The following is a 20,681-nucleotide window of genomic DNA, read 5'->3' as shown; positions in this document are numbered from 1 at the left end:
TGTTTTGGCGGCGCTCCCGGGGCAGTGATGGGGCACTCCCCCGTCCATGGGGGGCTGCGAGCGCCCCGTTGGCACGCCGTAAGGTTGGGGCGTACGTGAGGGCACGTCGGAAGGAGGCACTGGGTGATCGAGCTCGAGGGGGTTCCCGAGCTGATCGACCCGGTCATGGTGGCCGCGTTCGAGGGCTGGAACGATGCCGGCGACGCCGCCTCCACCGCGGTCGCGCATCTGGACAGGGAGTGGAAGGGCGAGGTGTTCGCGGCGCTCGACGCCGAGGACTACTACGACTTCCAGGTGAACCGCCCCACGGTGTTCATGGAGAACGGCGTCCGCAAGATCACATGGCCCACGACAAGGTTGTCGGTGGTCCGGGTCGGCGGTGACAAGCCGCGCGACCTCGTGCTCGTGCGCGGCATCGAACCCTCCATGCGGTGGCGCTCGTTCTGCAACGAACTGCTCGGCTTCGCGCACGAACTGGGCGTGGAACTGGTGGTCATCCTGGGCGCCCTGCTCGGCGACACCCCGCACACGCGCCCGGTCCCGATCAGCGGGACCACCTCCGACGCGGACCTGGCCCGCCGGATGGACCTGGAGGAGACCAAGTACGAGGGTCCGACCGGCATCGTCGGCGTCCTGCAGGAGGCGTGCACGCACGCGGGTGTGCCGGCCGTGTCGCTGTGGGCGGCGGTGCCGCACTACGTGTCGCAGCCGCCGAACCCCAAGGCCACGCTGGCCCTCCTGAACCGTCTGGAGGACCTGATCGACGTGCGCATCCCGCTGGGCGAGCTGCCCGAGGACGCGCGCGCCTGGCAGGTGGGGGTGGACCAGCTGGCCGCGGAGGACAGCGAGGTCGCCGAGTACGTGCAGACGCTGGAGGAGGCCCGGGACACCGCGGAGCTGCCGGAAGCGTCGGGCGAGGCCATCGCCCGGGAGTTCGAGCGCTATCTGCGGCGCCGGGACGGAGCCGCGGGCCCGCCGCCCGGCGGTCACGCCACCGCCGAGGGCGGCGAGGGCGCACCCGGCGGTCCATATCTGCGGGACAATCCCGGCAGCGGCCGTCCGCGCCCGCCGAAGCCGCCGAAGGCGGGCGGCACGGACGACGACGAGTCGTCGCAGGACTGAGGCCCGGACACGAAAAGGGGCCTGCGCGGTACGGCACCGCGCAGGCCCCTTTCGTCTGTCCGTGGCTCCCGGTCGTGCTCCGCGGAGCCGCGGTCGTGCTCTACAGGGCCACGCCGAGCAGCGCGTCCACCGCCCGCGAGACGATCCCGGGCGCGCCCGGGTCCGTGCCGCCGGTCTGCTGCTGGTGGGCGACCCAGCGGTCCACCGCGGCGAGCGCGGCGGGGGCGTCCAGGTCGTTCGCGAGGGCCTCGCGGATCTCCTCGACGAGCGCCTCGGCGGGCGGCCCGTCGGGCCGGGACACCGCGGCGCGCCAGCGGCCCAGCCGGTCGACGGCGTCCTGGAGGACCTGGTCGGTCCACTCCCAGTCGGAGCGGTAGTGGTGGGCGAGCAGCGCCAGCCGGATGGCGACCGGGTCGACGCCGTCACGGCGCAGCTGCGAGACGAAGACGAGGTTGCCCTTGGACTTGGACATCTTCTCGCCGTTCAGGGCGACCATCCCGGCGTGGACGTACGCCTTGGCCATCGGGAACGCGCCGGTGAGGACCTGGGCGTGGGAGGCGCCCATCTCGTGGTGCGGGAAGGCCAGGTCGGAGCCGCCGCCCTGCACGTCGAAGCCCATGCCGAGGTGGTCAAGGGCGATGGCGACGCACTCGATGTGCCAGCCGGGCCGGCCGCGGCCGAGCGAACCGCCGTCCCAGCTGGGCTCCCCGGGCCGGGCCGCCATCCACAGCATCGGGTCGAGGGGGTTCTTCTTGCCCGGCCGGTCCGGGTCGCCGCCGCGCTCGGCGGACAGCAGCCGCATGGCCGCGGCGTCCAGGTGGGAGACCTTGCCGAAGTGCGGGTCGGACTCGACGGAGAAGTAGATGTCGCCCTCGAGCTCGTAGGCGGCGCCGAGGTCGCGCAGCCGCTCGACGAGCGGGACGATGCCGGGTATCGCCTCGACGGCGCCTATGTAGTGCTGGGGCGGCAGCATCCGCAGCGCCGTCATGTCCTCACGGAAGAGGGCCGTCTCCTTCTCGGCGAGGGCGGCCCAGTCGATGCTGTCCCGCTGGGCCCGCTCCAGGAGCGGGTCGTCGACGTCGGTGACGTTCTGGACGTAGTGAACCTGCCGCTTGGTGTCGAGCCACACGCGCTGCACGAGGTCGAACGCGGTGTAGGTCGCCGCGTGTCCCATGTGGGTGGCGTCGTACGGGGTGATGCCGCAGACGTAGAGACGTGCGACGGGACCGGGGTCGAGGGTGACCGGACCGCCGGTCGCGGTGTCGTGGATCCTCAGGTCGCGGCCCTGACCAGGCAGGGCGGGGACCTCGGAAGCGGGCCAGGCATGCATGTACATGAGCCTAACCGGACGGAAGTTCCGCATACGAACCGGAGCGGACCGGATGGCCGGGAAGGCCCTCTTGCGCCCGGCCGCCCGGTGTGCAGCTAGACGGGCGGCCAGGGGATCGCCGGCCACTCCCCGCTCGGCTCCGGGTGCCTGCCGGTCGCCAGCAGGGTGTCGACCCGCGCGCGCGTGGCGTCCCGTTCCGCCGCGGTGATCAGCCCGGCGAGGCGCCCGGCGAGCGCGCCGCCCTCCGTCAGCTCCTTCCTCAGGCCCGTCAGGACGTCGACGGCCTCCTCGGTGAGCGGCTCCCCCGCCCAGCCCCACAGCAGGGTGCGCAGCTTGTTCTCGACGTGGAAGGTGACCCCGTGGTCGATGCCGTACAGCCGTCCGTCCCCGGCGGACAGCAGGTGCCCGCCCTTGCGGTCGGCGTTGTTGATCACGGCGTCGAGCACCGCCAGGCGCCGCAGCCGGGCGTCGTCGGCGTGCACCAGCAGCGCGGTACGGCCCTCGCCGACCTCGGCGAAGCCGATCGCCTTCCAGCCGGGCCCGGGCTCCTCCCCGTCCACGAGGGCGAGCAGCCCGTCGTCCGCGGTGGCCTCGATCCACAGCTGGCACATGCCCTCGCCGTACGGCCCGTCCCGCAGCACGGTGGGCGGGACCAGGCCCCAGCCGGTCGCCTCGGACACCTCGTACGCGGCGACCTCCCGCTGGGCGAGGGTGCCGTCGGGGAAGTCCCACAGGGGCCGCTCCCCCGCGACCGGCTTGTAGACGCAGGCGGCCTCGCGGCCGTCGTGGGTCACCGTGCAGTACAGGGCCGCGTTGGAAGCCTCCCGGATGCGTCCGCGCACGGTCAGCTCACCGTGCGCAAGCAGGGCGGCGTCGGCCGTCACGCTCCGCGGCGGTATCCGTTCTGGCGCGGACATACGTGTCCTTCCGGGTCGAGCGGGAGGCTGCACAGCGGGCACGGCGGCCGCCCGGCGTTGACGACGTCCAGGGCGCGCTTGGCGAAGGCCCGGGCCTGCGCGCCGGTGAGTCTGACCCGCAGCATCGGGGGCCCGTTCTCCTCGTCCTGCAGCAGCCGCTCCTCCGCCTCGGCGAGGTCCTCCTCGGAGTCGGCGTCGAGCTCGACAAGGGCCTGCGCCTCGACGATCATGCGCTGCTCCTCGCCGTCCCAGGCCAGCGCCATGGTGCCGACGCGGAACTCCTCCTCGATGGGGGTGTCCAGGGGGGCGGTGTCGTTGATCTCCGCCGGTGCGACGGCGGGCACGGCGGCGCTGCCGCCACTGCGGCGTACGACCTCGTCGAGCAGCTCTTCCATGCGCTCGGCGAGCGCGGCGACCTGGGTCTTCTCCAGGGCCACGCTGGTCACCCGGGAGCCGGCGGAGGCCTGGAGGAAGAACGTACGGCGCCCTGGCAGTCCGACCGTACCGGCCACGAAACGGTCCGGTTGGTCGTAGAGGAACACCTGACGGGACACGTCCTGTCTCCATTGAGTCGAGGGACGGAGGGAATCGGTGGGTGGGGCGAACTGCTGCGACCGCTTCACCCTACTGCGCGAGACGATCACGGTGCGCCCGCACCACCCCCTACCGGGGCCTCGTCGCCCGGCGTCTCCTCGCGCGGCACCAGGGAGGCGAAGTCACCGGTGTCGCCGAGGCGGACGAGGAAGGGACGCAGTCGTGTGTAGCGGATCACGGTGATGGAACACGGTTCGACGGAGATCCGCTGGAAGAGGTCGAGATGCAGCCCGAGGGCGTCCGCGACGAGCGACTTGATGATGTCGCCGTGCGAGCACATGAGGTAGACGGCGCCGGCGCCGTGGTCGCGCTCCACGCGCGCGTTCCACTCGCGCACGGCCTCGGCGGCCCGCGTCTGCATCGCGCGCATCGACTCGCCGCCGGGGAACGCCGCCGCGGAGGGGTGCGCCTGCACCACCTCCATCAGCGGTTCGTCGTTCAGCTCGGCGAGCTTGCGGCCGGACCAGTCGCCGTAGTGGCACTCCCCGATGCGCTCGTCGGTGTGCGCGGTGAGGTGGGGGCGGGCGTCCAGCAGCGGCCGGATCGTCTCCTGGCAGCGTTGCAGCGGGCTGGTGACGACCTCGGCGAGCGGCACTTCGGCGAGCCGCCCGGGCAGGGCGGCGGCCTGCGCGGCCCCGCGTTCGTCGAGGGCGACGCCGGGCGTCCAGCCGGCGAGCAGTCCCTCGGTGTTGGCGGTGGAACGTCCGTGCCGGACCAGGATCAGCGTGGGCATGCCGCCCAGCGTAGGCGCACGCGCGCGTGCGGGGGCGTTGAAGGGGCAGGAGTTCCAGGACCGGTGAGCGAGTGACAGGAGTGTGCGTTCGTGATCGTCGACTGTGCCGTCTACCGTGACGGTCACCGGACCGAAGGCCCCGGGGACTTCTCCGACGCGCTGGGCGAGGCACGGGCGGCGGGCGGCTTCGTGTGGATCGGGCTGCACGAGCCGACGGAGGCGGAGTTCGACCACGTCACCCAGGAGTTCGCCCTGCACCCGCTGGCCGTGGAGGACGCCCTGAAGGCCCACCAGCGGCCCAAGCTGGAGATCTACGACGACTCCCTCTTCCTGGTCCTCAAGCCGGTGGTGTACGACCCGGGCAGCGACGCCGTCTCCACCGGCGAGATCATGATCTTCCTCGGCGACTCGTTCGTGGTGACCGTCCGGCACGGCGAGGGAGCTCCGCTGGCGGCCGTACGCCACCGCCTGGAGAAGGAGCCGGAGCTGCTGGGCAAGGGACCGACCGCGGTGCTGTACGCGATCGCCGACGCCGCCGTCGACCACTACCTGGACGTGGCGACCGAGTTGCAGACCGACCTGGAGGAGCTGGAGGCGGAGGTCTTCTCCCCGGAGGACGGCGGCTCGCGGCACACCGCGTCGAGGATCTACAACTTCAAACGGCAGATCCTGGAGTTCCGGCGGGCGACCGGGCCGCTGGCCCTGCCGATGAGCCGGCTGGCGGGCACCGCTCCGACCGGTGTGGTGGTGCCGTTCGTGGACGAGAAGGCCCGCCCCTTCTTCCGGGACGTCAGTGACCACCTCACGCGCGTGAACGAGTCGGTGGAGGGGCTGGACCGGCTGGTCTCCGACATCCTCTCCGCGCATCTGGCGCAGATGAGCGTCCGGCAGAACGACGACATGCGGAAGATCTCGGCGTGGGCGGCGATGGCCGCGATCCCCACGATGATCGCCGGGATCTACGGCATGAACTTCGAGCACATGCCGGAACTGCACTGGGTGTGGTCGTACCCGGTGCTGATCGTGGTGATGGGCGTCCTGGAGGTGCTGGTGTTCCGGATGTTCAAGCGACGCGGGTGGCTGTGACCCGGGCGTTGCCCGGTCAGGCGAGCTCGGCTGCGGCGGTGGCCGGGCCGCCGAGGGCGTTGCGGCGCTCGGGCATGCGCAGGCTCACCATGCGGCGCCAGCCGCCGAGCCGTTCGTACCCGTACACGGCGTGGATGCCCGCGGCCAGCACCGCGGACCTCAGCCGGGACCAGCCGAGGATGCGGCCCATGTGGGCCATGACCGCGAGGCCGACGTCCCGGTAGACGCGGATCTCGGCGAGCGCGCAGGCGCGCAGGGTGCGCTGGATGGCCCGGCCGTGTCCGGCGCGCGCGAAGCGCAGCAGCTCCTCGTGGCAGTAGGCCAGGTGGTTGTCCTCGTCCTGCGAGATCTGCCGGACCGCGCGGCCGATGCCGGGGTGGTCGCCGAAGTGCTTGCGGAGCAGGTCCATCTGCTCCGAGGCGCGCTGTTCGGTGACCCGGCTGTGCGCGAGGTAGGTGACGATGTCCTGGACCGTGAGCGGCTCGTCCCGCCGGAGCCGGTCGTGGGCGAGGCCGATGCCGCGGCGCTCCAGGAGCATGGTGTAGTCGGTCTCGGGCGGCACGGGCACGGGCTGCAGGCCCCGCTTCTTCAGCAGGGCGTGGAAGATGCGGCCGTGCTTGTCCTCGTCGGCGCCGTGCCGGGCGATCTTGGGGGCGAGGTCCCGCTCGGTGCCGGGGACGAGCGCGGCGATGCGGGCGTTCTCCCAGCCGCCCTGGGCCTCGCCGCCGGCCGCGATGGAGCAGAACAGGGCGAAGGACTCGTCGTTGTCGAGGATCTCCTGGAACAGACTCTTGGCCGAAAGCATCGTTGGCACCTCTCCGCAGGCTTCGCAGGATCCGCGGGTTCCGCCGGGCTCCGCGAAGAACGAGTCAACGGCCGCGGGAGAGGTGCTGCAACAGGTGTGCCGGGCGCCTGGGCCGAACGGAGGACGGCGGGGGCGTCGCGGGACGTGCGCGGACGTGACCGTGCGGCGGGGGGCGTAACCGTGCCGGGGGGGGCGTAACCGTGCGGAGCCCGGCGCGTTGTTCCGCGTGACGGCCGTGGCGGGGAAGACCCCCGAGCCCCCACCACGGCCGTGAAGTTTCCGTCCCGGTCCTTGGGTCACGCCAGTCCGGCGCGCTCCAGGGCCTCGGTGCCGGCGCGGAGGGAGGCGATCCGCTCCTCCAGGGTGAAGCCCGCGGGAGCGAGGCTCAACGTGGTCACGCCGGCCTCCGCGTAGGCCTTCATCCGGTCCGCGATCCGGTCGACGGAGCCCAGCAGCGTGGTCTTGTCGATCAGGTCGTGCGGGACGGCGGCCGCGGCTGCCTGCTTGTCGCCGGACAGGTACTTCTCCTGGATCTCGGCGGCCTCCTTCTCGTATCCCATGCGCCGGGCGAGCTGGTTGTAGAAGTTCTGCTTCGGGCTGCCCATGCCGCCGACGTACAGCGCGGTGTACGGGCGGAAGGTGTCGGCGAGTGCGGCGATGTCCTGGTCGTCGCCGACGGCGAGCGGGAGGGTCGGGCAGACGTCGAACCCGTCGAGGGTCTTGCCGGCCTTCTCGCGGCCGGCGCGCAGGTGCTTGATCGCGGTGTCCTCGAGGTGCTCGGCGGAGGGGAAGATCAGCAGGGCGCCGTCGGCGATCTCGCCGGTCTGCTCGAGGTTCTTCGGGCCGATCGCGGCGATGTACAGCGGGATGTGCTCGCGCTGCGGGTGCACGGTGAGCTTGATGGGCTTGCCGGGACCGCCGGGCAGCGGCAGGGTCCAGTGCTCACCCTCGTAGGTGAGCCGCTCGCGGGTCATCGCCTTGCGGATGATCTCGACGTACTCGCGGGTGCGCGACAGCGGCTTGTCGAACTTGACGCCGTACCAGCCCTCGGAGACCTGCGGGCCCGAGACGCCGAGGCCGAGGCGGAAGCGGCCGCCGGAGAGGGAGTCCAGGGTGGCGGCGGTCATCGCCGTCATGGCCGGCTGGCGGGCCGGGATCTGGAAGATGGCCGAGCCGACGTCGATGCGCTCGGTCTGGGCGGCGACCCAGGCCAGGACGGTGGCCGCGTCGGAGCCGTAGGCCTCGGCGGCCCAGCAGACGGCGTACCCGAGGCGGTCGGCCTCCTGCGCGACGGCGAGATTGTCCGCGTCCATTCCGGCGCCCCAGTAGCCGAGGTTGATACCGAGCTGCATGGCCGACTCCCCTTACCGATCAGTAACGTCCTTGTCGGAGACCTTAGCGTGCGGGGGTCCGCGACGGTGAGAGCGGGCACGCGGCCCGCACATCCGCTGTCCACAGGCCCCCACACCGCAGGTTCCGGCCAGTAATCTCCACGTTCATGGAGCAGAGGCATCTCGGCCGTACCGGCCTGCGCGTGTCCCGCATCGGTCTCGGCACTCTGACATGGGGCCGGGACACCGACGAGCACGACGCCGCGGACCTGCTGAAGACGTTCTGGGAGGCGGGCGGGAACCTCGTCGACACCGCGGACGTGTACGGCGACGGAGAGGCCGAGTACCTGCTCGGAAAACTCATGGACGGGCTGGTGCCGCGGCGGGACCTCGTCATCTCGACCAAGGCGGGCAGCGTGCCGGACCCCGACCGGCGCTTCGACGGCTCACGCGGCCATCTGCTCTCCGCGCTGGACGCCTCCCTGTCCCGGCTGGGCACGGACCACGTCGACGTGTGGCATGTGCACGCCTTCGACCCGTACACCCCGCTGGAGGAGACCCTCCAGGCGCTCGACCTGGCCGTCAGCAGCGGCCGCGCCCGCTACGCCGGTGTCTCCAACTTCTGCGGCTGGCAGCTGGCGAAGGCGGCGACCTGGCAGCTGGCGGCGCCGGGCACCCGGACCCGGCTGGCGAGCACGCAGATGGAGTACTCGCTGCTGCAGCGCGGTGTGGAACGGGAGGTGCTGCCCGCCGCGCTGGACCTGGGGGTCGGGCTGCTGCCGTCGTCGCCGCTGGGGCGCGGGGTGCTGACGGGCAAGTACCGGGACGCGACCCCGCCGGACTCCCGGGGCGCCTCGGAGCATCTCGCGCCGTTCGTCGCCCCCTACCTCGACGACACCGCGAGCCGGATCGTGGACGCCGTGACGACGGCGGCGGACGGCCTGGCAGTCACCCCGCTGCAGGTGGCCCTCGCCTGGGTCCGGGACCGGCCCGGGGTGGCCGCGCCGATCGTCGGCGCGCGCACCGCGCAGCAGCTCACGGCGGCATTGTCAGTGGAGGCCCTTAGTCTTCCTGACGAGATCTGCCGGGCGCTCGACGACGTGTCGGCGCCCGTGCACCGCTATCCCGATCACGACTGGAGCACGCTGTGAGCACGGAGCCCGAGCCGGCTGAGGACGCCGTGGACGCCCAGCCGGAGGCGCCCGCCGCCGAGGCGGAGGGCGACGCCCCGCGGACCGAGGGCGCGGAGGGTACGGCAGACGGTGAGGCCGGGGCCGGGCAGCTGTCCGAGGCCGAGGCCGAGCTGCTGGCCCAGCGGCTGGAGCGGGAGCGCATCGAGCGGCGCAAGGCCGAGAAGCAGGGGCCGATCGAGAGCGGGACGAAGCTGAGCGGCAAGGCCGCCGAGCTGCTCGCCGCCGTACGGGCCGTGGAGAGCGGGGAGAAGCCGGCGCGCGCGGTGTTCGCGGAGCCGGAGCCCGCGCCGCCCCGCCCCGCGCCGGAGCCGGAACGCCGGCCGCGGCCCGTGCCCGCCGAGGCCGCCCCGGCTCCCTCGGCTCAGGCCGTTCAGGCCGTCCGGGGCGTGCTCGCCCAGGCGGGCGCGCCCGAGACGCTCGCACCGCAGGTCGTCGCGGTGCTCGGGGAGGGCGCCGCGGAGCTGCTGCGGGCCGACCCCTGGCAGGTGCTGCGGGTGACCGGGGTGCGGCCCGAGCAGGCCGACGGATTCGCGCGGGCGCTGCTCGGCCCGGAGTGCGGGCCCGGGGACGAGCGGCGCGGCCGGGCGGTCACCGTCTGGCTCCTGGAGCAGGCCGCGCTGGCAGGGCACACCGCGCTGGAGATGCCGGCGCTCACCGCCGCCCTGGCCCAGCGGGGCGTGCCGGACCCGGAGATCGCCGTGCAGAACGCGATCACCGAGGGAGAGGTCCTGGTCTTCCAGGACGCGCTGGACGAGCCGGGCGCCCAGGGACCCCAGCAGGACGAGGACGAGGACGACGCGGAGCGGCCGGTGCGCGTCCTGGTCGGTCTGGAGCGGTACGCCCTCGCCGAGGAGAGCCTCGCCGACGCGCTGGCCCGGCTGGTCAACTCCGCGCCGAAGCAGGACGGCTCCGGGGAGGACTGGGAGCGGGCCGCGTCTTCTGCCGAGGGGTCGGCCGGTGAGCTGATCCGCGCGGTGGCGTCCCACGCCCTGGTGCTGCACACCGGCGGCGAGGCCGCCCTGGCCGAACCGGCCGCCCTGCTGCACGCGGCCGGGGGCGCCGGTCTGCGGGCCTGGGCCGCCGCGCACAGCCCGATCGGCCGTGACCGTTTCGCGGCCCTGCTGCGGCTCCCCGGGCCGGACGGCGGCCCGCAGCCTCCCGTCGCCACGGTCACCGGCCTGCTGTCCGGGGCCGAGGGGCCGGGGCGGGACGCCGACGGGGCGCTCGACCTCGACCTGCTCATCGTGCTGGACGCCCCGCAGCTGGACGTGGAGGCGGCGGCACTCGTCACGGAGTCGCTGCCGGACGGGGCGCGCCTGGTGCTGTCCGGGGACCCGAACGTGCTGGGCTCGGTGGGCCCCGGGCGGGTGTTCGCGGACCTGCTGGCGGCGCGGGCCTGCCCGCAGATCGCTTCCCGGCGCCCGGATCCCGGCCCGCTGGGCGAGCTGGTCTCCGGGATCGGCGTGGGTGAGCTGAACCAGGTCGAGGCCCCCGGCAAGGAGGTCGTGATCGTGCCGGTGCGGGACGCGGGCGAGGCCGTGCACCGGACCGTGCAGCTGGTGGCCGACTCGGTGCCGCGGGCGCTCGGCGTCCCGGCCGAGGAGACGCAGGTGATCACACCGGGCCACGGCGGTGCCGCCGGGACGCGGGTGCTGAACGCGGCGTTGAAGGAGCGGCTGAACCCGGGCCCCGGGCGGTTCGGCGGCTTCGACCCGGGCGACCGGATCGCCTACTCCCCCGCTCCGGGCCGGATGCTGCCGGGCCGGGTCGTGAAGGCGGACGCGGAGGGGCTGCACCTGTCGTGTGCGGGCGAGGCCGTCGTCGTGCCGAAGGAGCGGGTGGAGAGTGTCGTCCGGCACGGGTGGGCGCTGACCGCGCACCAGGCGGTGGGCTGCCGGTGGCCGGCCGTGGTGGTGGTGCTGCCCGGCGATGCCGCGCAGGCGCTCAGCCGTCCCTGGGTGTACACGGCGTTCGGGCGGGCCGACCGGCACCTGTCCGTCGTCCACGGTGTGGACCAGGCGCTGCCCCGGGCCGTCGCGGAGGTCCCGGCCAAGCCCCGGACGACCCGGCTGCCGGTGCTGCTGGCCCCGCAGGTCCCGGCGGCGGACTGAGTCCGGTTCCGGAAACGGCGACGGCGGTGGCCACGGGTGCTTGCCGTGCCCACCGCCGTCGTGACGGCTCGCTCAGCGGTCCGCGTCGAGCGGCTCCAGGTCCTCGTCCTCGTCTTCGTCCTCGTCTTCGTCTTCGTCCAGATCCGGGTCCAGCTCGTCCTCGAGATCCTCGTCGTCCAGGTCGTGGTCGGCGTCGTCGTCGAAGACCGCGCTGACGTCGAAGCGGCACACGATCCGCTGCGGGTCGATCTGCTCGAACGGCGCCTCCAGCCACTCGCCGGGCTCCGCCGGTTCGTCCGCCGCCGTCACCCAGAGCGTGGAGTCGCCCTCCTCCAGGCCGAACTCCTTGTGCCGGGAGGCGATCTCGTCCGGTTCGAACTCGCCGAACAGCAGGCCGAGCGCCCCGTGCACCGTGCCGGAGGCGCCCGTGCCCGTGTCCTCGTCGGCCGCCTCGATCCGCTGTGCCTGTGCCAGCAGCCGCTGCGGTTCCGCCACGGAGTAGTCACGGCGGATCAGCACGCTCAGCGCGTTCGGTTCCTCGGGGCCCGTGTAGGGCGGCAGCGCGTCCTCCGCGCCGGGGATCTCGAAGGGCGTGACCTCGTCGTAGCGGTCGTAGAGCAGTTCGTCGTACGCCTCTGCGGCCGCGGCCAGCTGGTTGAAGGCCTCGTAGACGGCCGGGTCGTCCTCCCCCGACCGGCGTTCGACCGCCGCCAGGTGACGGTCGAGCGCGGTCTTGACCGCCTCGGCGGCGGCGCGTACCTCGGCAGCGGTGGGCTGCGCAGCATCAGACATAGTGCAGACGCTATCCGTACCTGGCCCCAGACCGCACAATAGATGCGATGCCGGAATACGAATTTGTCGACGTGTACGTGCCTCGCGGGGTCTCCCGCAAGGAGACGGCACGTCTGCTGACGGACCACGCAGAGTACGGAAACTGGGAGTTGTACCGCCTCAGCCTGTTGCGTGACGGCAGCCGCAGGGTGCGGTTGCGGCGGCGGATCATCCGCCAGGTGCGCGCCACATGGTGAGGTGACCACGACGGAGCGGGCCCCGCGGCAGCGGGGCCCGCTCCGTCTTCGGGGCTGTCACGCCGAGGCCCGTGCCTTGCGGTAGAGGACCGCCCCGGCCAGCAGCGCTCCCGCGCCGACCGGCAGGACAAGGCCCATCGGCAGGTCGCTGCCGGTGTGCGCGAGCTGTGCGGCGGCGTGGGACCGGCCGACGGCCTGGGCTCCGGGCGTGCTGCCGTGCGCGGAGCCGCCCGGGGTGGTGCCGTCCGCCCCTCCGGGCGGGGTGCCGGGGGTGCCGGGAGTGCCGGGCTCGCCCGGGGTACCGGGGGTGCCGGGCTCCCCAGGGTTGCCCGGGGTGCCGGGACCACCGGGCTCGCCCGGGTTGCCCGGAGTGCCGGGCTCACCCGGGTTACCAGGGTTGCCCGGGTTGCCCGACTCACCGGGGTTGCCTGGGTTGCCCGGGTTGCCCGGCTCACCGGGGTTGCCTGGGTTGCCCGGGTTTCCGGGGCCACCCGGGTTTCCGGGGTTCTCATGGCCACCGCCCGGCGGGGTGGTGTCGTGGCCGCCGGAGCCGCCGTTCGCGCAGTCGTTGCCGACGGCGGCGTTGCCGATGCCGATGACGTTGACGCTGTTGCCGCAGACGTTCACCGGCGCGTGGACCGGGGCCTCGACGTGGTTGCCGGAGCCGACCCCCGGCGAGTCACTGGCGTGACCGCCGGAGTGCGCGCCGCCGTGGCCGCCGGATTCACCGTGTCCCCCCGACGACGACCCACCGCCCTGGTTGGCGCACGAGTTGCCCACCGAGGGGTTGAGCACGCCGACCACGTTGACGGTGTTGCCGCAGACGTTCACGGGCGCGTGCACCGGTGCCTGCACCGAGTTCCCGGACAGCACACCGGGCGACCCGGAAGCGGAGCCGTGCGCGCCTGCGCCGCCGGTCGCGTGGGCGGCGCCGCCCGCGGCGGCGATCACACCGGTCGCGGCGGCCACGGTCATCAGGCCCTTGCGGGTGACCTGTCGCATGTTCTGAATTCCCTGCCTTAGACCTTCTCGCCGGAATCCCACCCGATGAGGCATTCCGGCACCGACATTCCGAGTTTTCGACGTCGCGACGTTTCGATTTTTCGACGTGTGGACGTTTCGACGTGCGAGGGCTGTGCGAAAGACCGGTCGGCCCCGGAGCGCATGGCACGCGCTCCGGGGCCGACGGGCTCAACCCACGAGGGCCCGGGCCCTAGAGGGCGAGGCACAACGTCACTGGTTGATGCAGGTGTTGCCGAAGGCGGGGTTCAGCAGCCCGATCACGGAAACCGTGTTGCCACAGACGTTCACCGGGACGTGAACAGGAACCTGAACAACGTTGCCGGACAGGACGCCCGGGGAGTGCACGGCAGAACCCTGCGCGCCCGCGTCGGCGACGGCCATGCCCGCGCCCGCGAGAACCAGACCACCGGTGGCAGCCGCAGCGGCGACGACCTTCTTGATCATTATTCCTCCTTGTTGGCAATGCGATCCCAATGTGCGGATCACATGACGAGTAACGAGGAGGGAGTAATGAGGCTACGAGCGTATGGTCGCATTCACTCGTTGTCGGGCAGTGCCGTACGCGTGGCCGATTACCGAGCCGTTATCCGTGGCCAAGACAGGCGGCCGTGGGGTTCAGGAGGCGTCGAGGAAACGGTCGAGCACCCGCACACCGAACTTCAGGCCCTCCACCGGCACCCGCTCGTCGACGCCGTGGAACATGCCCGCGAAGTCCAGCTCCGGCGGCAGCTTCAGCGGCGCGAAGCCGAAGCAGCGGATGCCGAGGTCGTCGAAGGACTTGGCGTCGGTGCCGCCGGAGAGCATGTAGGGCACGGCCCGGGCGATCGGGTCCTCGGCGCTCAGCGCGCTCTGCATGGCGTCGACGAGCCTGCCGTCGAAGGTGGTCTCCAGGGCCTTGTCGGCGTGCACGTCCTCGCGCTTCACGCGCGGGCCGAGGATCCGGTCGAGGTCGGCGAGGAACTCCTCCTCGTAGCCGGGCAGGAACCGCCCGTCGACGTGGGCGGTGGCCTGGCCGGGGATGACGTTGACCTTGTAGCCGGCGCCGAGCATGGTGGGCGCGGCCGAGTTGCGCAGGGTCGTGCCGATCATGCGCGCGATGCCGCCGAGCTTGGCGAGGGTCTCGTCCATGTTCTCGGGGTCGAGCTCGGTGCCGAGCGCGTCGGAGAGCTCGTCGAGGAAGGCCCGTACGGTCTTGGTCACCCGCACCGGCCAGGTGTGCCGGCCGAGCCGGGCCACCGCCTCGCACAGCTCGGTGATGGCGTTGTCGGTGTTGGTCATCGAGCCGTGGCCGGCGGTGCCCTCGACGGTGAGCCGCATCCAGTGCATGCCCTTCTCGGCGGTCTCGACGAGGTAGAGGCGCAGCTTCTCGTTGACGGTGAAGGAGAACCCGCCGACCTCGCCGATCGCCTCGGTGACGCCCTCGAAGAGCTCGGGGTGCTCCCGTACGAGGTACTTGGCGCCGTAGGTGCCGCCGGCCTCCTCGTCGGCGAGGAAGGCGAGCACGATGTCGCGCGGCGGCTTGCGGCCGCTGCGCAGCCGGTCGCGGACGACCGCCAGGGTCATCGCGTCCATGTCCTTCATGTCGACGGCCCCGCGGCCCCACACGCACCCGTCGGCGATCTCGCCGGAGAAGGGGTGGTGGGTCCAGTCGTCCGCGTTGGCCGGCACGACGTCGGTGTGCCCGTGGATGAGCAGCGCGGGCCGGGAGGGGTCCTCCCCCTCGATGCGGGCCACGGTGGAGGCCCGTCCCTGGTGCGACTCGAAGATCTTCGGCTCGAGTCCCACCTCGGCGAGCTTCTCGGCGACGTACTCGGCCGCCTTGCGCTCGCCCGGACCCGAGTGGTCGCCGTAGTTGCTGGTGTCGATCCGGATCAGCTCGCGGCAGAGGTCCACGACCTCGTCCTCGCCGGTGACGCTCCTGGCCGTGCCCGTCTCGCTCACGTGCTTCCTCCCGCTGTCCCTGCTGGTGGGTCCTCCTCATCCTCCCTCGCCCCGCCGCGCGTGCCCAAGACCGGTCCCGGCCCGTCACACGCCGTTCACGTGGTCGCGCCGGGGGGTGGGGGTGATCGGCCACCCCGGAAAGCCTGGTAATGTTTACGTCGTCGCCGCGAGGAGAATCCGCGCGACAGACACCTTGTCCGGGTGGCGGAATGGCAGACGCGCTAGCTTGAGGTGCTAGTGCCCTTTATCGGGCGTGGGGGTTCAAGTCCCCCCTCGGACACACGATGCGTGAGGGCCGCGACCGCGAGGTCGCGGCCCTCACGCGTTACCGCGGAGGTGACCATGACCAGGCGTGCCTGCCCGTGCGGGCTTCCGGAGCCGTACGAATCCTGCTGTGGCCGGTTCCACCCCGTCGGGGCCGCCGCCGCTCCCACCGCGGAAGCCCTGATGCGGTCGCGCTACAGCGCCTTCGTGAAGGGGGACGCGGCGTATCTGCTGCGGACCTGGCATCCGCGCACCCGGCCCGCGCGGCTGGAGCTCGATCCGCGGATGCGGTGGACCGGGCTGGAGATCCTGGAGACCACCGACGGGTCGGCCTTCCACGCCACCGGGACCGTGACCTTCCGGGCGTCGTACCGGGGCGGCTCGCTGCACGAGCGGAGCCGGTTCGAGCGGGTGGACGGGGCGTGGGTGTACATCGACGGGGAGTTCCTTCAGTAGCCGCCTCAGGGCGCGAGGAACAGCCGCCTCAGGGCGCGAGGACGTCCAGTTCCTGGAGCGCGCCCACGGTGATCTCGCGGGTGAGCTGCTCCGCGCGGACCGCGTCGCGCGCGCGGACCGCCTCGGCGACCTGGACGTGCAGGGTGACGGCGGCCGGGTCGGGGTCGTCGAACATCACGTCGTGGTGGGTCCGGCCGGCCAGGACCTCGGCGACGACGTCGCCGAGGCGGGCGAACATCTCGTTGCCGGACGCGGTGAGGATCACCCGGTGGAAGGCCACGTCGTGCACGAGGTACTGCTCCAGCCGGTGGCCGCGGGAGTTGGCGACCAGCCCGAGCGCGCACTCGGTGAGCCGGGCGCACTGCTCGGCCGTGGCGTTCTTCGCCGCCAGGCCCGCCGCGACCGGTTCGATCGCGGAGCGCAGCACCGTGAGGGAGCGCAGCTGCTGGGGGCGGTCCTTGCCCGCCAGGCGCCAGCGGATGACCTGAGGGTCGTACACGTTCCACTCGGTCCTGGGCAGGACCGTGACGCCGACGCGGCGGCGGGACTCGACCAGGTGCATGGACTCCAGGACGCGGACCGCCTCCCGCATCACGGAGCGTGACACGTCGAAGCGCTGCGCGAGTTCGTCGGTGCGCAGCACACTGCCCGGCGGGAACTCGCCCGCGGTGATCGCGGGGCCCAGGGCGTCCAGGACGCGGCCGTGCAGCCCCCGGCCCGGTGTGGTCATGCACTCAGAGTACGGGGTAGATCACCGGGCCAAAAAGTCAGACTTATTTGTCACGGCCTCTTGAATTGGTCGTACCTAATGGGTTTCAGTGACGTCGACATCACGTGTCGACGAAGACAGCGGACAGTGAGGCAGCGATGAAGACCCCCCAGGTCGTCGTGGTGATGGGCGTCGCGGGCACCGGCAAGACCACCGTCGGTTCCCTGCTCGCCGCCCGGCTCGGCGTTCCCTACGCCGAGGGCGACGACTTCCACCCGCCGGCCAACATCGCCAAGATGTCGGCCGGTACGCCCCTGACCGACGAGGACCGGTGGCCCTGGCTCGACGCCCTCGGCGACTGGGCGCGGCGGCGGGCCGGGCTCGGCGGGGTGGTGAGCTGCTCGGCGCTGAAGCGGTCGTACCGCGACCGGCTGCGAGCCGCCGCGCCCGGTGTGGTCTTCGTGCACCTCACCGGTGACCGCGCGCTGATCGAGGACCGGATGTCGCACCGGCAGGGGCACTTCATGCCCACGGCGCTGCTCGACTCCCAGTTCGCCGCGCTCCAGCCGCTCCAGGCGGACGAGGCGGGGGTCGCGGTGGACGTCTCGGGCAGCCCCGAGGAGATCACCGAGCGGGCGGTGCACGCCCTGGAGGCCCTGCCCGCCCCGTAGCCCCGCCGGTTCCGCACGTCCCCGGGGCGCCCCCACCGCCCCGGGCCCCCTCCCCTGTCCCCGTACACCCAAAAGGGAACCCACCGTGACCAGACTCAGCGTCGAGATGCTGGCAGCGGACGCACCCGAGCCGATCACCTCGGCCGGACACGCTCAGCTGGGCATCGCCGTCCTGGCGGGCATCGCCGTCATCGTCCTGCTCATCACCGTGTTCCGGCTGCACGCCTTCCTGGCGCTGACCCTCGGGTCACTGGCCCTGGGCGCGTGCGCCGGGGCGCCGCTGGACAAGGTCCTCACCAGCTTCAGCACCGGGCTCGGCGCCACGGTCGCCGGTGTGGGCGTGCTCATCGCGCTCGGCGCGATCCTCGGCAAGATGCTCGCCGACTCCGGAGGCGCCGACCAGATCGTCGACACCATCCTCGCCAAGGCGGGCGGCCGGTCGATGCCGTGGGCGATGGTGCTGATCGCCTCCGTGATCGGGCTGCCGCTGTTCTTCGAGGTCGGCATCGTGCTGCTGATCCCGGTGGTGCTGATGGTCGCCAAGCGCGGCAACTACTCGCTGATGCGCATCGGCATACCCGCGCTGGCGGGCCTGTCCGTGATGCACGGACTCGTGCCGCCGCACCCCGGCCCGCTGGTCGCCATCGACGCGGTCAAGGCCGACCTGGGCGTGACGCTGGCGCTGGGCGTCCTGGTCGCCGTCCCGACCGTGATCATCGCCGGTCCGCTCTTCTCGCGGTACGCGGCCCGGTGGGTGGACGTCCCGGCCCCCGAGCGCATGATCCCGCAGCGGGCCTCCGAGGAGCTGGACAGGCGGCCCGGGTTCGGCGCCACGCTGTTCACGGTCCTGCTGCCGGTGATCCTGATGCTGGCCAAGGCGCTGGTGGACATCGTCGTCGACGACCCCGAGACGCTGGTGCAGCGCGTCTTCGACGTCGTCGGCGCGCCGATGATCGCCCTGCTCGCCGCCGTGCTCGTCGGCATCGTCACGCTGCTGCGGCCGGCCGGGTACACCAAGGAGCGCGTCTCGCCGCTCGTCGAGAAGAGCCTCGGGCCGATCGCGGGCATCCTGCTGATCGTCGGCGCGGGCGGCGGGTTCAAGCAGACGCTGATCGACTCCGGCGTCGGGCAGATGGTGCTGGACATCTCCCGGGACTGGTCGATCCCCGCGCTGCTGCTGGCCTGGCTGATCGCGGTGGCGATCCGGCTGGCGACCGGGTCGGCGACGGTGGCGACCGTCTCCGCGGCCGGTCTGGTCGCCCCCCTCGCGGCCGACATGTCGACGACCCACGCCGCCCTGCTGGTGCTGGCCATCGGCGCGGGCTCGCTCTTCCTCAGCCACGTCAACGACGCCGGGTTCTGGCTGGTGAAGGAGTACTTCGGACTCAGCGTCGGCCAGAACCTGAAGACCTGGTCGGTGATGGAGTGCGTCATCTCCGTCGTCGCCGGTGGCGTGGTCCTGCTGCTGTCCCTGGTGATCTAGGAGGGTACGACGATGACGGCTCACCCTCTCTTCGACATCAGCGGCCGCACGGCCCTGGTGACCGGCTCCAGCCGGGGTATCGGACTCGCCCTCGCCCGTGGCCTGGCGGAGGCCGGCTGCACGGTCGTCCTCAACGGACGGGACCGGGACCGTCTGGCGAAGGCCGCCGCCGAACTCCCCGGCGACCGGGTGCACACGGCCGCGTTCGACGTCACCGACGGTCCCTCCGTACGGCAGGGGATCGCGGACGTCGAGGAGCGGGTGGGCCCGCTCGACATCCTGGTCAACAACGCGGGCATGCAACTGCGGGCGCCGCTGCTGGAGTTCACGGACTCCGACTGGCACCGGATCGTGGGCACCAACCTCACCAGCGCCTTCCTGGTCGGGCGGGAGGCGGCCCGCCGGATGACCGGACGCGGCCACGGCAAGATCATCAACATCTGCTCGCTGCAGAGCGAGGTGGCCCGCCCCGGCATCGCGCCCTACGCCGCCACCAAGGGCGCGCTGAAGATGCTCACCAAGGGCATGTGCGCCGACTGGGGTCCGCGCGGGGTGCAGGTCAACGGGCTCGGCCCGGGGTACGTCGAGACCGAACTGACCCGGCCCCTGGTGGAGGACGCGGAGTTCAGCGCGTGGGTGCGGGGGCGCACCCCGGCCGGGCGCTGGGGCCGCCCCGAGGACCTGGTGGGCGGGCTGCTGTTCCTCGCCTCGCCCGCGGCGGACTTCGTCAGCGGGCAGGTGCTGTACGTCGACGGCGGCATGACGAGCGTGCTGTGAACTCCCGGGAGACGGTGATGCGGGCCTGTGTGATCCACGGCCGGGGCGACCTGAGGGTCGAGGAGCTGCCCGTCCCCGCCCCCGGACCCGGGCTGGTCCTGGTGGCCGTGCGCTACGGCGGGGTGTGCGGGTCCGACCTGCACTACTGGCGGCACGGCGGGGTCGGCGACTTCCGGCTGCGGGAGCCGATGGTGCTCGGGCACGAGGTGGCCGGGACGGTCGTCTCGTACGGTGACGGGGCGTCAGGTCCGGCGGTGGGTACGGCGGTCGCCGTGCACCCGGCCACGCCCTGCGGGGTGTGCCCGGAGTGCGCGGCCGGGCGGCGCAACGTGTGCCGCGATGCGCGGTACCTGGGCAGCGCGGCCCGCTTTCCGCACGTGCAGGGCGGGTTCGCGGCTCATGTGGCCGTCCCCGCCGCGCAGGTGAGGAGCCTGCCGCCACGGGCTGGAGCTGCGCCGGGCCGTGCTCGCGGAGCCCCTGTCCGTCGCGCTGCACGCGGTGCGGCGGGCCGGGGCGGTGGCCGGGCGGCATGTGCTGGTCACCGGGGCCGGGCCCATCGGGTGCCTGGTGGTGGCGGCGGCGAAGGCGGCCGGGGCGGGGCGGGTGACCGTCACGGACCTGGTGCCCGAAGCGCTGGCGTACGCGCGGGCGGCCGGGGCCGACGCGGTCGTACGGGCCGACGATCCGCACGACGCCGGGTGGCCGGACGAGGTGGACGTGGCCGTCGAGGCCTCCGGGGTGGCGGCGGGGCTGGACGCCTGTCTGCGGCGGGTGCGGCGCGGCGGGGCCGTCGTGCAGCTCGGCATGCTGCCGCCGGGGCAGAGCGCGTTCGCCGGGAACCTGGTGGTGAGCCGGGAGATCGAGCTGCGCGGGGCGTTCCGCTTCGACGCGGAGTTCGACGAGGCGCTTGAACTGCTCGCGGCCGAGCCGGTCTTCGACGGGCTGGTCAGCGCGGTGGTGCCGGTGCGGGAGGCCCAGTCGGCTTTCACGCTCGCGGCGGACCGCAGCCGGGCGTGCAAGGTGGTGCTGGACTTCGCGGTCCCCTGAGGCGTTCGTCTCCGCGGCGGGTCTGCGCTCCGCTCGGCTGGATGCTGACGGGCCTGGTCG

At 72.7% G+C, this 20,681-nt stretch carries 20 protein-coding genes, 1 tRNA gene and 1 pseudogene; 11 read left to right on the top strand and 11 right to left on the bottom strand.

Annotated elements, in window-relative coordinates; translation table 11 throughout:
- Positions 1–123 precede the first annotated feature (123 nt).
- A complete protein-coding gene (locus AB0K80_RS24790; RefSeq protein ID WP_365673127.1) occupies positions 124–1,122 on the top strand; it encodes a PAC2 family protein in 999 nt (332 codons plus the stop codon).
- Positions 1,123–1,222: 100 nt separating this feature from the next.
- Here the strand turns inward: AB0K80_RS24790 and mshC are convergent, their stop codons facing one another.
- From mshC to AB0K80_RS24770, 4 genes are all read right to left on the bottom strand, one after another.
- Positions 1,223–2,452, bottom strand: a complete 1,230-nt coding sequence (gene mshC / locus AB0K80_RS24785; protein WP_365673126.1) for a cysteine--1-D-myo-inosityl 2-amino-2-deoxy-alpha-D-glucopyranoside ligase — start codon at positions 2,450–2,452, stop codon at positions 1,223–1,225.
- A 95-nt stretch (positions 2,453–2,547) separates the two neighbouring features.
- The gene (locus tag AB0K80_RS24780; RefSeq protein ID WP_365673124.1) at positions 2,548–3,369 is read right to left on the bottom strand and encodes an SCO1664 family protein; all 822 of its coding nucleotides are present in this window, start codon (positions 3,367–3,369) and stop codon (positions 2,548–2,550) included.
- Positions 3,333–3,923, bottom strand: a complete 591-nt coding sequence (locus tag AB0K80_RS24775) for a DUF3090 domain-containing protein (RefSeq protein ID WP_365673122.1) — start codon at positions 3,921–3,923, stop codon at positions 3,333–3,335. The genes AB0K80_RS24780 and AB0K80_RS24775 overlap by 37 nt, the downstream gene beginning before the upstream one ends.
- A gap of 86 nt (positions 3,924–4,009) precedes the next feature.
- The gene (locus AB0K80_RS24770) at positions 4,010–4,696 is read right to left on the bottom strand and encodes a histidine phosphatase family protein (RefSeq protein ID WP_365673120.1); all 687 of its coding nucleotides are present in this window, start codon (positions 4,694–4,696) and stop codon (positions 4,010–4,012) included.
- Positions 4,697–4,786: 90 nt separating this feature from the next.
- Here AB0K80_RS24770 and corA point away from each other — a divergent pair, with 90 nt between their 5' ends.
- The gene (corA, locus tag AB0K80_RS24765; RefSeq protein WP_365673118.1) at positions 4,787–5,782 is read left to right on the top strand and encodes a magnesium/cobalt transporter CorA; all 996 of its coding nucleotides are present in this window, start codon (positions 4,787–4,789) and stop codon (positions 5,780–5,782) included.
- 16 nt (positions 5,783–5,798) lie between these two features.
- On the opposite strand, the gene AB0K80_RS24760 is transcribed toward corA, so the two are convergent.
- On the bottom strand, positions 5,799–6,587 hold the full coding sequence (locus AB0K80_RS24760; RefSeq protein WP_365673116.1) for a ferritin-like domain-containing protein: 789 nt from the start codon (positions 6,585–6,587) through the stop codon (positions 5,799–5,801).
- A 296-nt stretch (positions 6,588–6,883) separates the two neighbouring features.
- A complete protein-coding gene (locus AB0K80_RS24755) occupies positions 6,884–7,939 on the bottom strand; it encodes an LLM class F420-dependent oxidoreductase (protein WP_365673114.1) in 1,056 nt (351 codons plus the stop codon).
- Between the two features lie 146 nt (positions 7,940–8,085).
- On the opposite strand from AB0K80_RS24755, the gene AB0K80_RS24750 reads away from it, so the two are divergent.
- Both AB0K80_RS24750 and AB0K80_RS24745 read left to right on the top strand, forming a co-directional pair.
- Positions 8,086–9,069 carry an aldo/keto reductase gene (locus tag AB0K80_RS24750; protein ID WP_365673112.1) on the top strand — a complete coding sequence of 328 codons (984 nt, stop codon included), beginning with the start codon at positions 8,086–8,088 and terminating at the stop codon, positions 9,067–9,069.
- Positions 9,066–11,222, top strand: coding sequence for a helix-hairpin-helix domain-containing protein (locus AB0K80_RS24745; protein ID WP_365673111.1), 2,157 nt, complete (start codon positions 9,066–9,068; stop codon positions 11,220–11,222). Before AB0K80_RS24750 ends, AB0K80_RS24745 begins: the two co-directional genes overlap by 4 nt.
- A 72-nt stretch (positions 11,223–11,294) precedes the next feature.
- Here AB0K80_RS24745 and AB0K80_RS24740 read toward each other — a convergent pair whose 3' ends face one another.
- Positions 11,295–12,014 (bottom strand): hypothetical protein, encoded by a 720-nt coding sequence (locus AB0K80_RS24740; protein ID WP_365673109.1) that lies wholly within the window; start codon positions 12,012–12,014, stop codon positions 11,295–11,297.
- 47 nt (positions 12,015–12,061) lie between these two features.
- Here AB0K80_RS24740 and AB0K80_RS24735 point away from each other — a divergent pair, with 47 nt between their 5' ends.
- Complete coding sequence (locus AB0K80_RS24735; protein ID WP_037670480.1) at positions 12,062–12,250, top strand: DUF5703 family protein; 189 nt, start codon at positions 12,062–12,064, stop codon at positions 12,248–12,250.
- Positions 12,251–12,307: 57 nt separating this feature from the next.
- Here AB0K80_RS24735 and AB0K80_RS24730 read toward each other — a convergent pair whose 3' ends face one another.
- The 3 genes from AB0K80_RS24730 to AB0K80_RS24720 form a co-directional block, all read right to left on the bottom strand.
- Positions 12,308–13,252 (bottom strand): chaplin, encoded by a 945-nt coding sequence (locus AB0K80_RS24730; RefSeq protein ID WP_365673107.1) that lies wholly within the window; start codon positions 13,250–13,252, stop codon positions 12,308–12,310.
- 231 nt (positions 13,253–13,483) lie between these two features.
- The gene (gene chpH / locus AB0K80_RS24725) at positions 13,484–13,717 is read right to left on the bottom strand and encodes a chaplin ChpH (RefSeq protein WP_365673105.1); all 234 of its coding nucleotides are present in this window, start codon (positions 13,715–13,717) and stop codon (positions 13,484–13,486) included.
- 171 nt (positions 13,718–13,888) lie between these two features.
- Positions 13,889–15,214 (bottom strand): M20/M25/M40 family metallo-hydrolase, encoded by a 1,326-nt coding sequence (locus tag AB0K80_RS24720; RefSeq protein ID WP_365673104.1) that lies wholly within the window; start codon positions 15,212–15,214, stop codon positions 13,889–13,891.
- A 195-nt stretch (positions 15,215–15,409) separates the two neighbouring features.
- On the opposite strand from AB0K80_RS24720, the gene AB0K80_RS24715 reads away from it, so the two are divergent.
- Both AB0K80_RS24715 and AB0K80_RS24710 read left to right on the top strand, forming a co-directional pair.
- Positions 15,410–15,494 (top strand) — tRNA-Leu (locus AB0K80_RS24715).
- Positions 15,495–15,556: 62 nt separating this feature from the next.
- Complete coding sequence (locus AB0K80_RS24710) at positions 15,557–15,934, top strand: YchJ family metal-binding protein (protein WP_365673103.1); 378 nt, start codon at positions 15,557–15,559, stop codon at positions 15,932–15,934.
- Positions 15,935–15,962: 28 nt separating this feature from the next.
- Here the strand turns inward: AB0K80_RS24710 and AB0K80_RS24705 are convergent, their stop codons facing one another.
- Positions 15,963–16,664, bottom strand: coding sequence for a FadR/GntR family transcriptional regulator (locus AB0K80_RS24705; RefSeq protein ID WP_365673101.1), 702 nt, complete (start codon positions 16,662–16,664; stop codon positions 15,963–15,965).
- A 137-nt stretch (positions 16,665–16,801) separates the two neighbouring features.
- On the opposite strand from AB0K80_RS24705, the gene AB0K80_RS24700 reads away from it, so the two are divergent.
- The 4 genes and pseudogenes from AB0K80_RS24700 to AB0K80_RS24685 all read left to right on the top strand — a co-directional run bounded on the left by AB0K80_RS24700 (position 16,802) and on the right by AB0K80_RS24685 (position 20,621).
- On the top strand, positions 16,802–17,314 hold the full coding sequence (locus AB0K80_RS24700; protein ID WP_365673099.1) for a gluconokinase: 513 nt from the start codon (positions 16,802–16,804) through the stop codon (positions 17,312–17,314).
- A gap of 85 nt (positions 17,315–17,399) precedes the next feature.
- Positions 17,400–18,797, top strand: a complete 1,398-nt coding sequence (locus AB0K80_RS24695) for a gluconate:H+ symporter (protein WP_365673097.1) — start codon at positions 17,400–17,402, stop codon at positions 18,795–18,797.
- Positions 18,798–18,809: 12 nt separating this feature from the next.
- The gene (locus tag AB0K80_RS24690) at positions 18,810–19,574 is read left to right on the top strand and encodes a glucose 1-dehydrogenase (protein ID WP_365673095.1); all 765 of its coding nucleotides are present in this window, start codon (positions 18,810–18,812) and stop codon (positions 19,572–19,574) included.
- Between the two features lie 17 nt (positions 19,575–19,591).
- Positions 19,592–20,621: pseudogene (locus tag AB0K80_RS24685) on the top strand (L-idonate 5-dehydrogenase).
- Positions 20,622–20,681: the final 60 nt, after the last annotated feature.

Source organism: Streptomyces sp. NPDC052682 (assembly GCF_040678435.1).
Lineage (GTDB): Bacteria > Actinomycetota > Actinomycetes > Streptomycetales > Streptomycetaceae > Streptomyces.
The sequence above is the reverse complement of the archived record's forward strand: the minus strand, read 5'-3'. Positions and strand labels throughout refer to the sequence as shown.

Coding starts and splice junctions, on each gene's coding strand:
- mshC (WP_365673126.1), bottom strand. CDS start 2,452: ATGCATGCCTGGCCCGCTTCCGAGGTCCCCGCCCTGCCTGGTCAGGGC.
- AB0K80_RS24780 (WP_365673124.1), bottom strand. CDS start 3,369: ATGTCCGCGCCAGAACGGATACCGCCGCGGAGCGTGACGGCCGACGCC.
- AB0K80_RS24770 (WP_365673120.1), bottom strand. CDS start 4,696: ATGCCCACGCTGATCCTGGTCCGGCACGGACGTTCCACCGCCAACACC.
- AB0K80_RS24760 (WP_365673116.1), bottom strand. CDS start 6,587: ATGCTTTCGGCCAAGAGTCTGTTCCAGGAGATCCTCGACAACGACGAG.
- AB0K80_RS24755 (WP_365673114.1), bottom strand. CDS start 7,939: ATGCAGCTCGGTATCAACCTCGGCTACTGGGGCGCCGGAATGGACGCG.
- AB0K80_RS24750 (WP_365673112.1), top strand. CDS start 8,086: ATGGAGCAGAGGCATCTCGGCCGTACCGGCCTGCGCGTGTCCCGCATC.
- AB0K80_RS24740 (WP_365673109.1), bottom strand. CDS start 12,014: ATGTCTGATGCTGCGCAGCCCACCGCTGCCGAGGTACGCGCCGCCGCC.
- AB0K80_RS24735 (WP_037670480.1), top strand. CDS start 12,062: ATGCCGGAATACGAATTTGTCGACGTGTACGTGCCTCGCGGGGTCTCC.
- AB0K80_RS24730 (WP_365673107.1), bottom strand. CDS start 13,252: ATGCGACAGGTCACCCGCAAGGGCCTGATGACCGTGGCCGCCGCGACC.
- chpH (WP_365673105.1), bottom strand. CDS start 13,717: ATGATCAAGAAGGTCGTCGCCGCTGCGGCTGCCACCGGTGGTCTGGTT.
- AB0K80_RS24710 (WP_365673103.1), top strand. CDS start 15,557: ATGACCAGGCGTGCCTGCCCGTGCGGGCTTCCGGAGCCGTACGAATCC.
- AB0K80_RS24705 (WP_365673101.1), bottom strand. CDS start 16,664: ATGACCACACCGGGCCGGGGGCTGCACGGCCGCGTCCTGGACGCCCTG.
- AB0K80_RS24700 (WP_365673099.1), top strand. CDS start 16,802: ATGAAGACCCCCCAGGTCGTCGTGGTGATGGGCGTCGCGGGCACCGGC.
- AB0K80_RS24690 (WP_365673095.1), top strand. CDS start 18,810: ATGACGGCTCACCCTCTCTTCGACATCAGCGGCCGCACGGCCCTGGTG.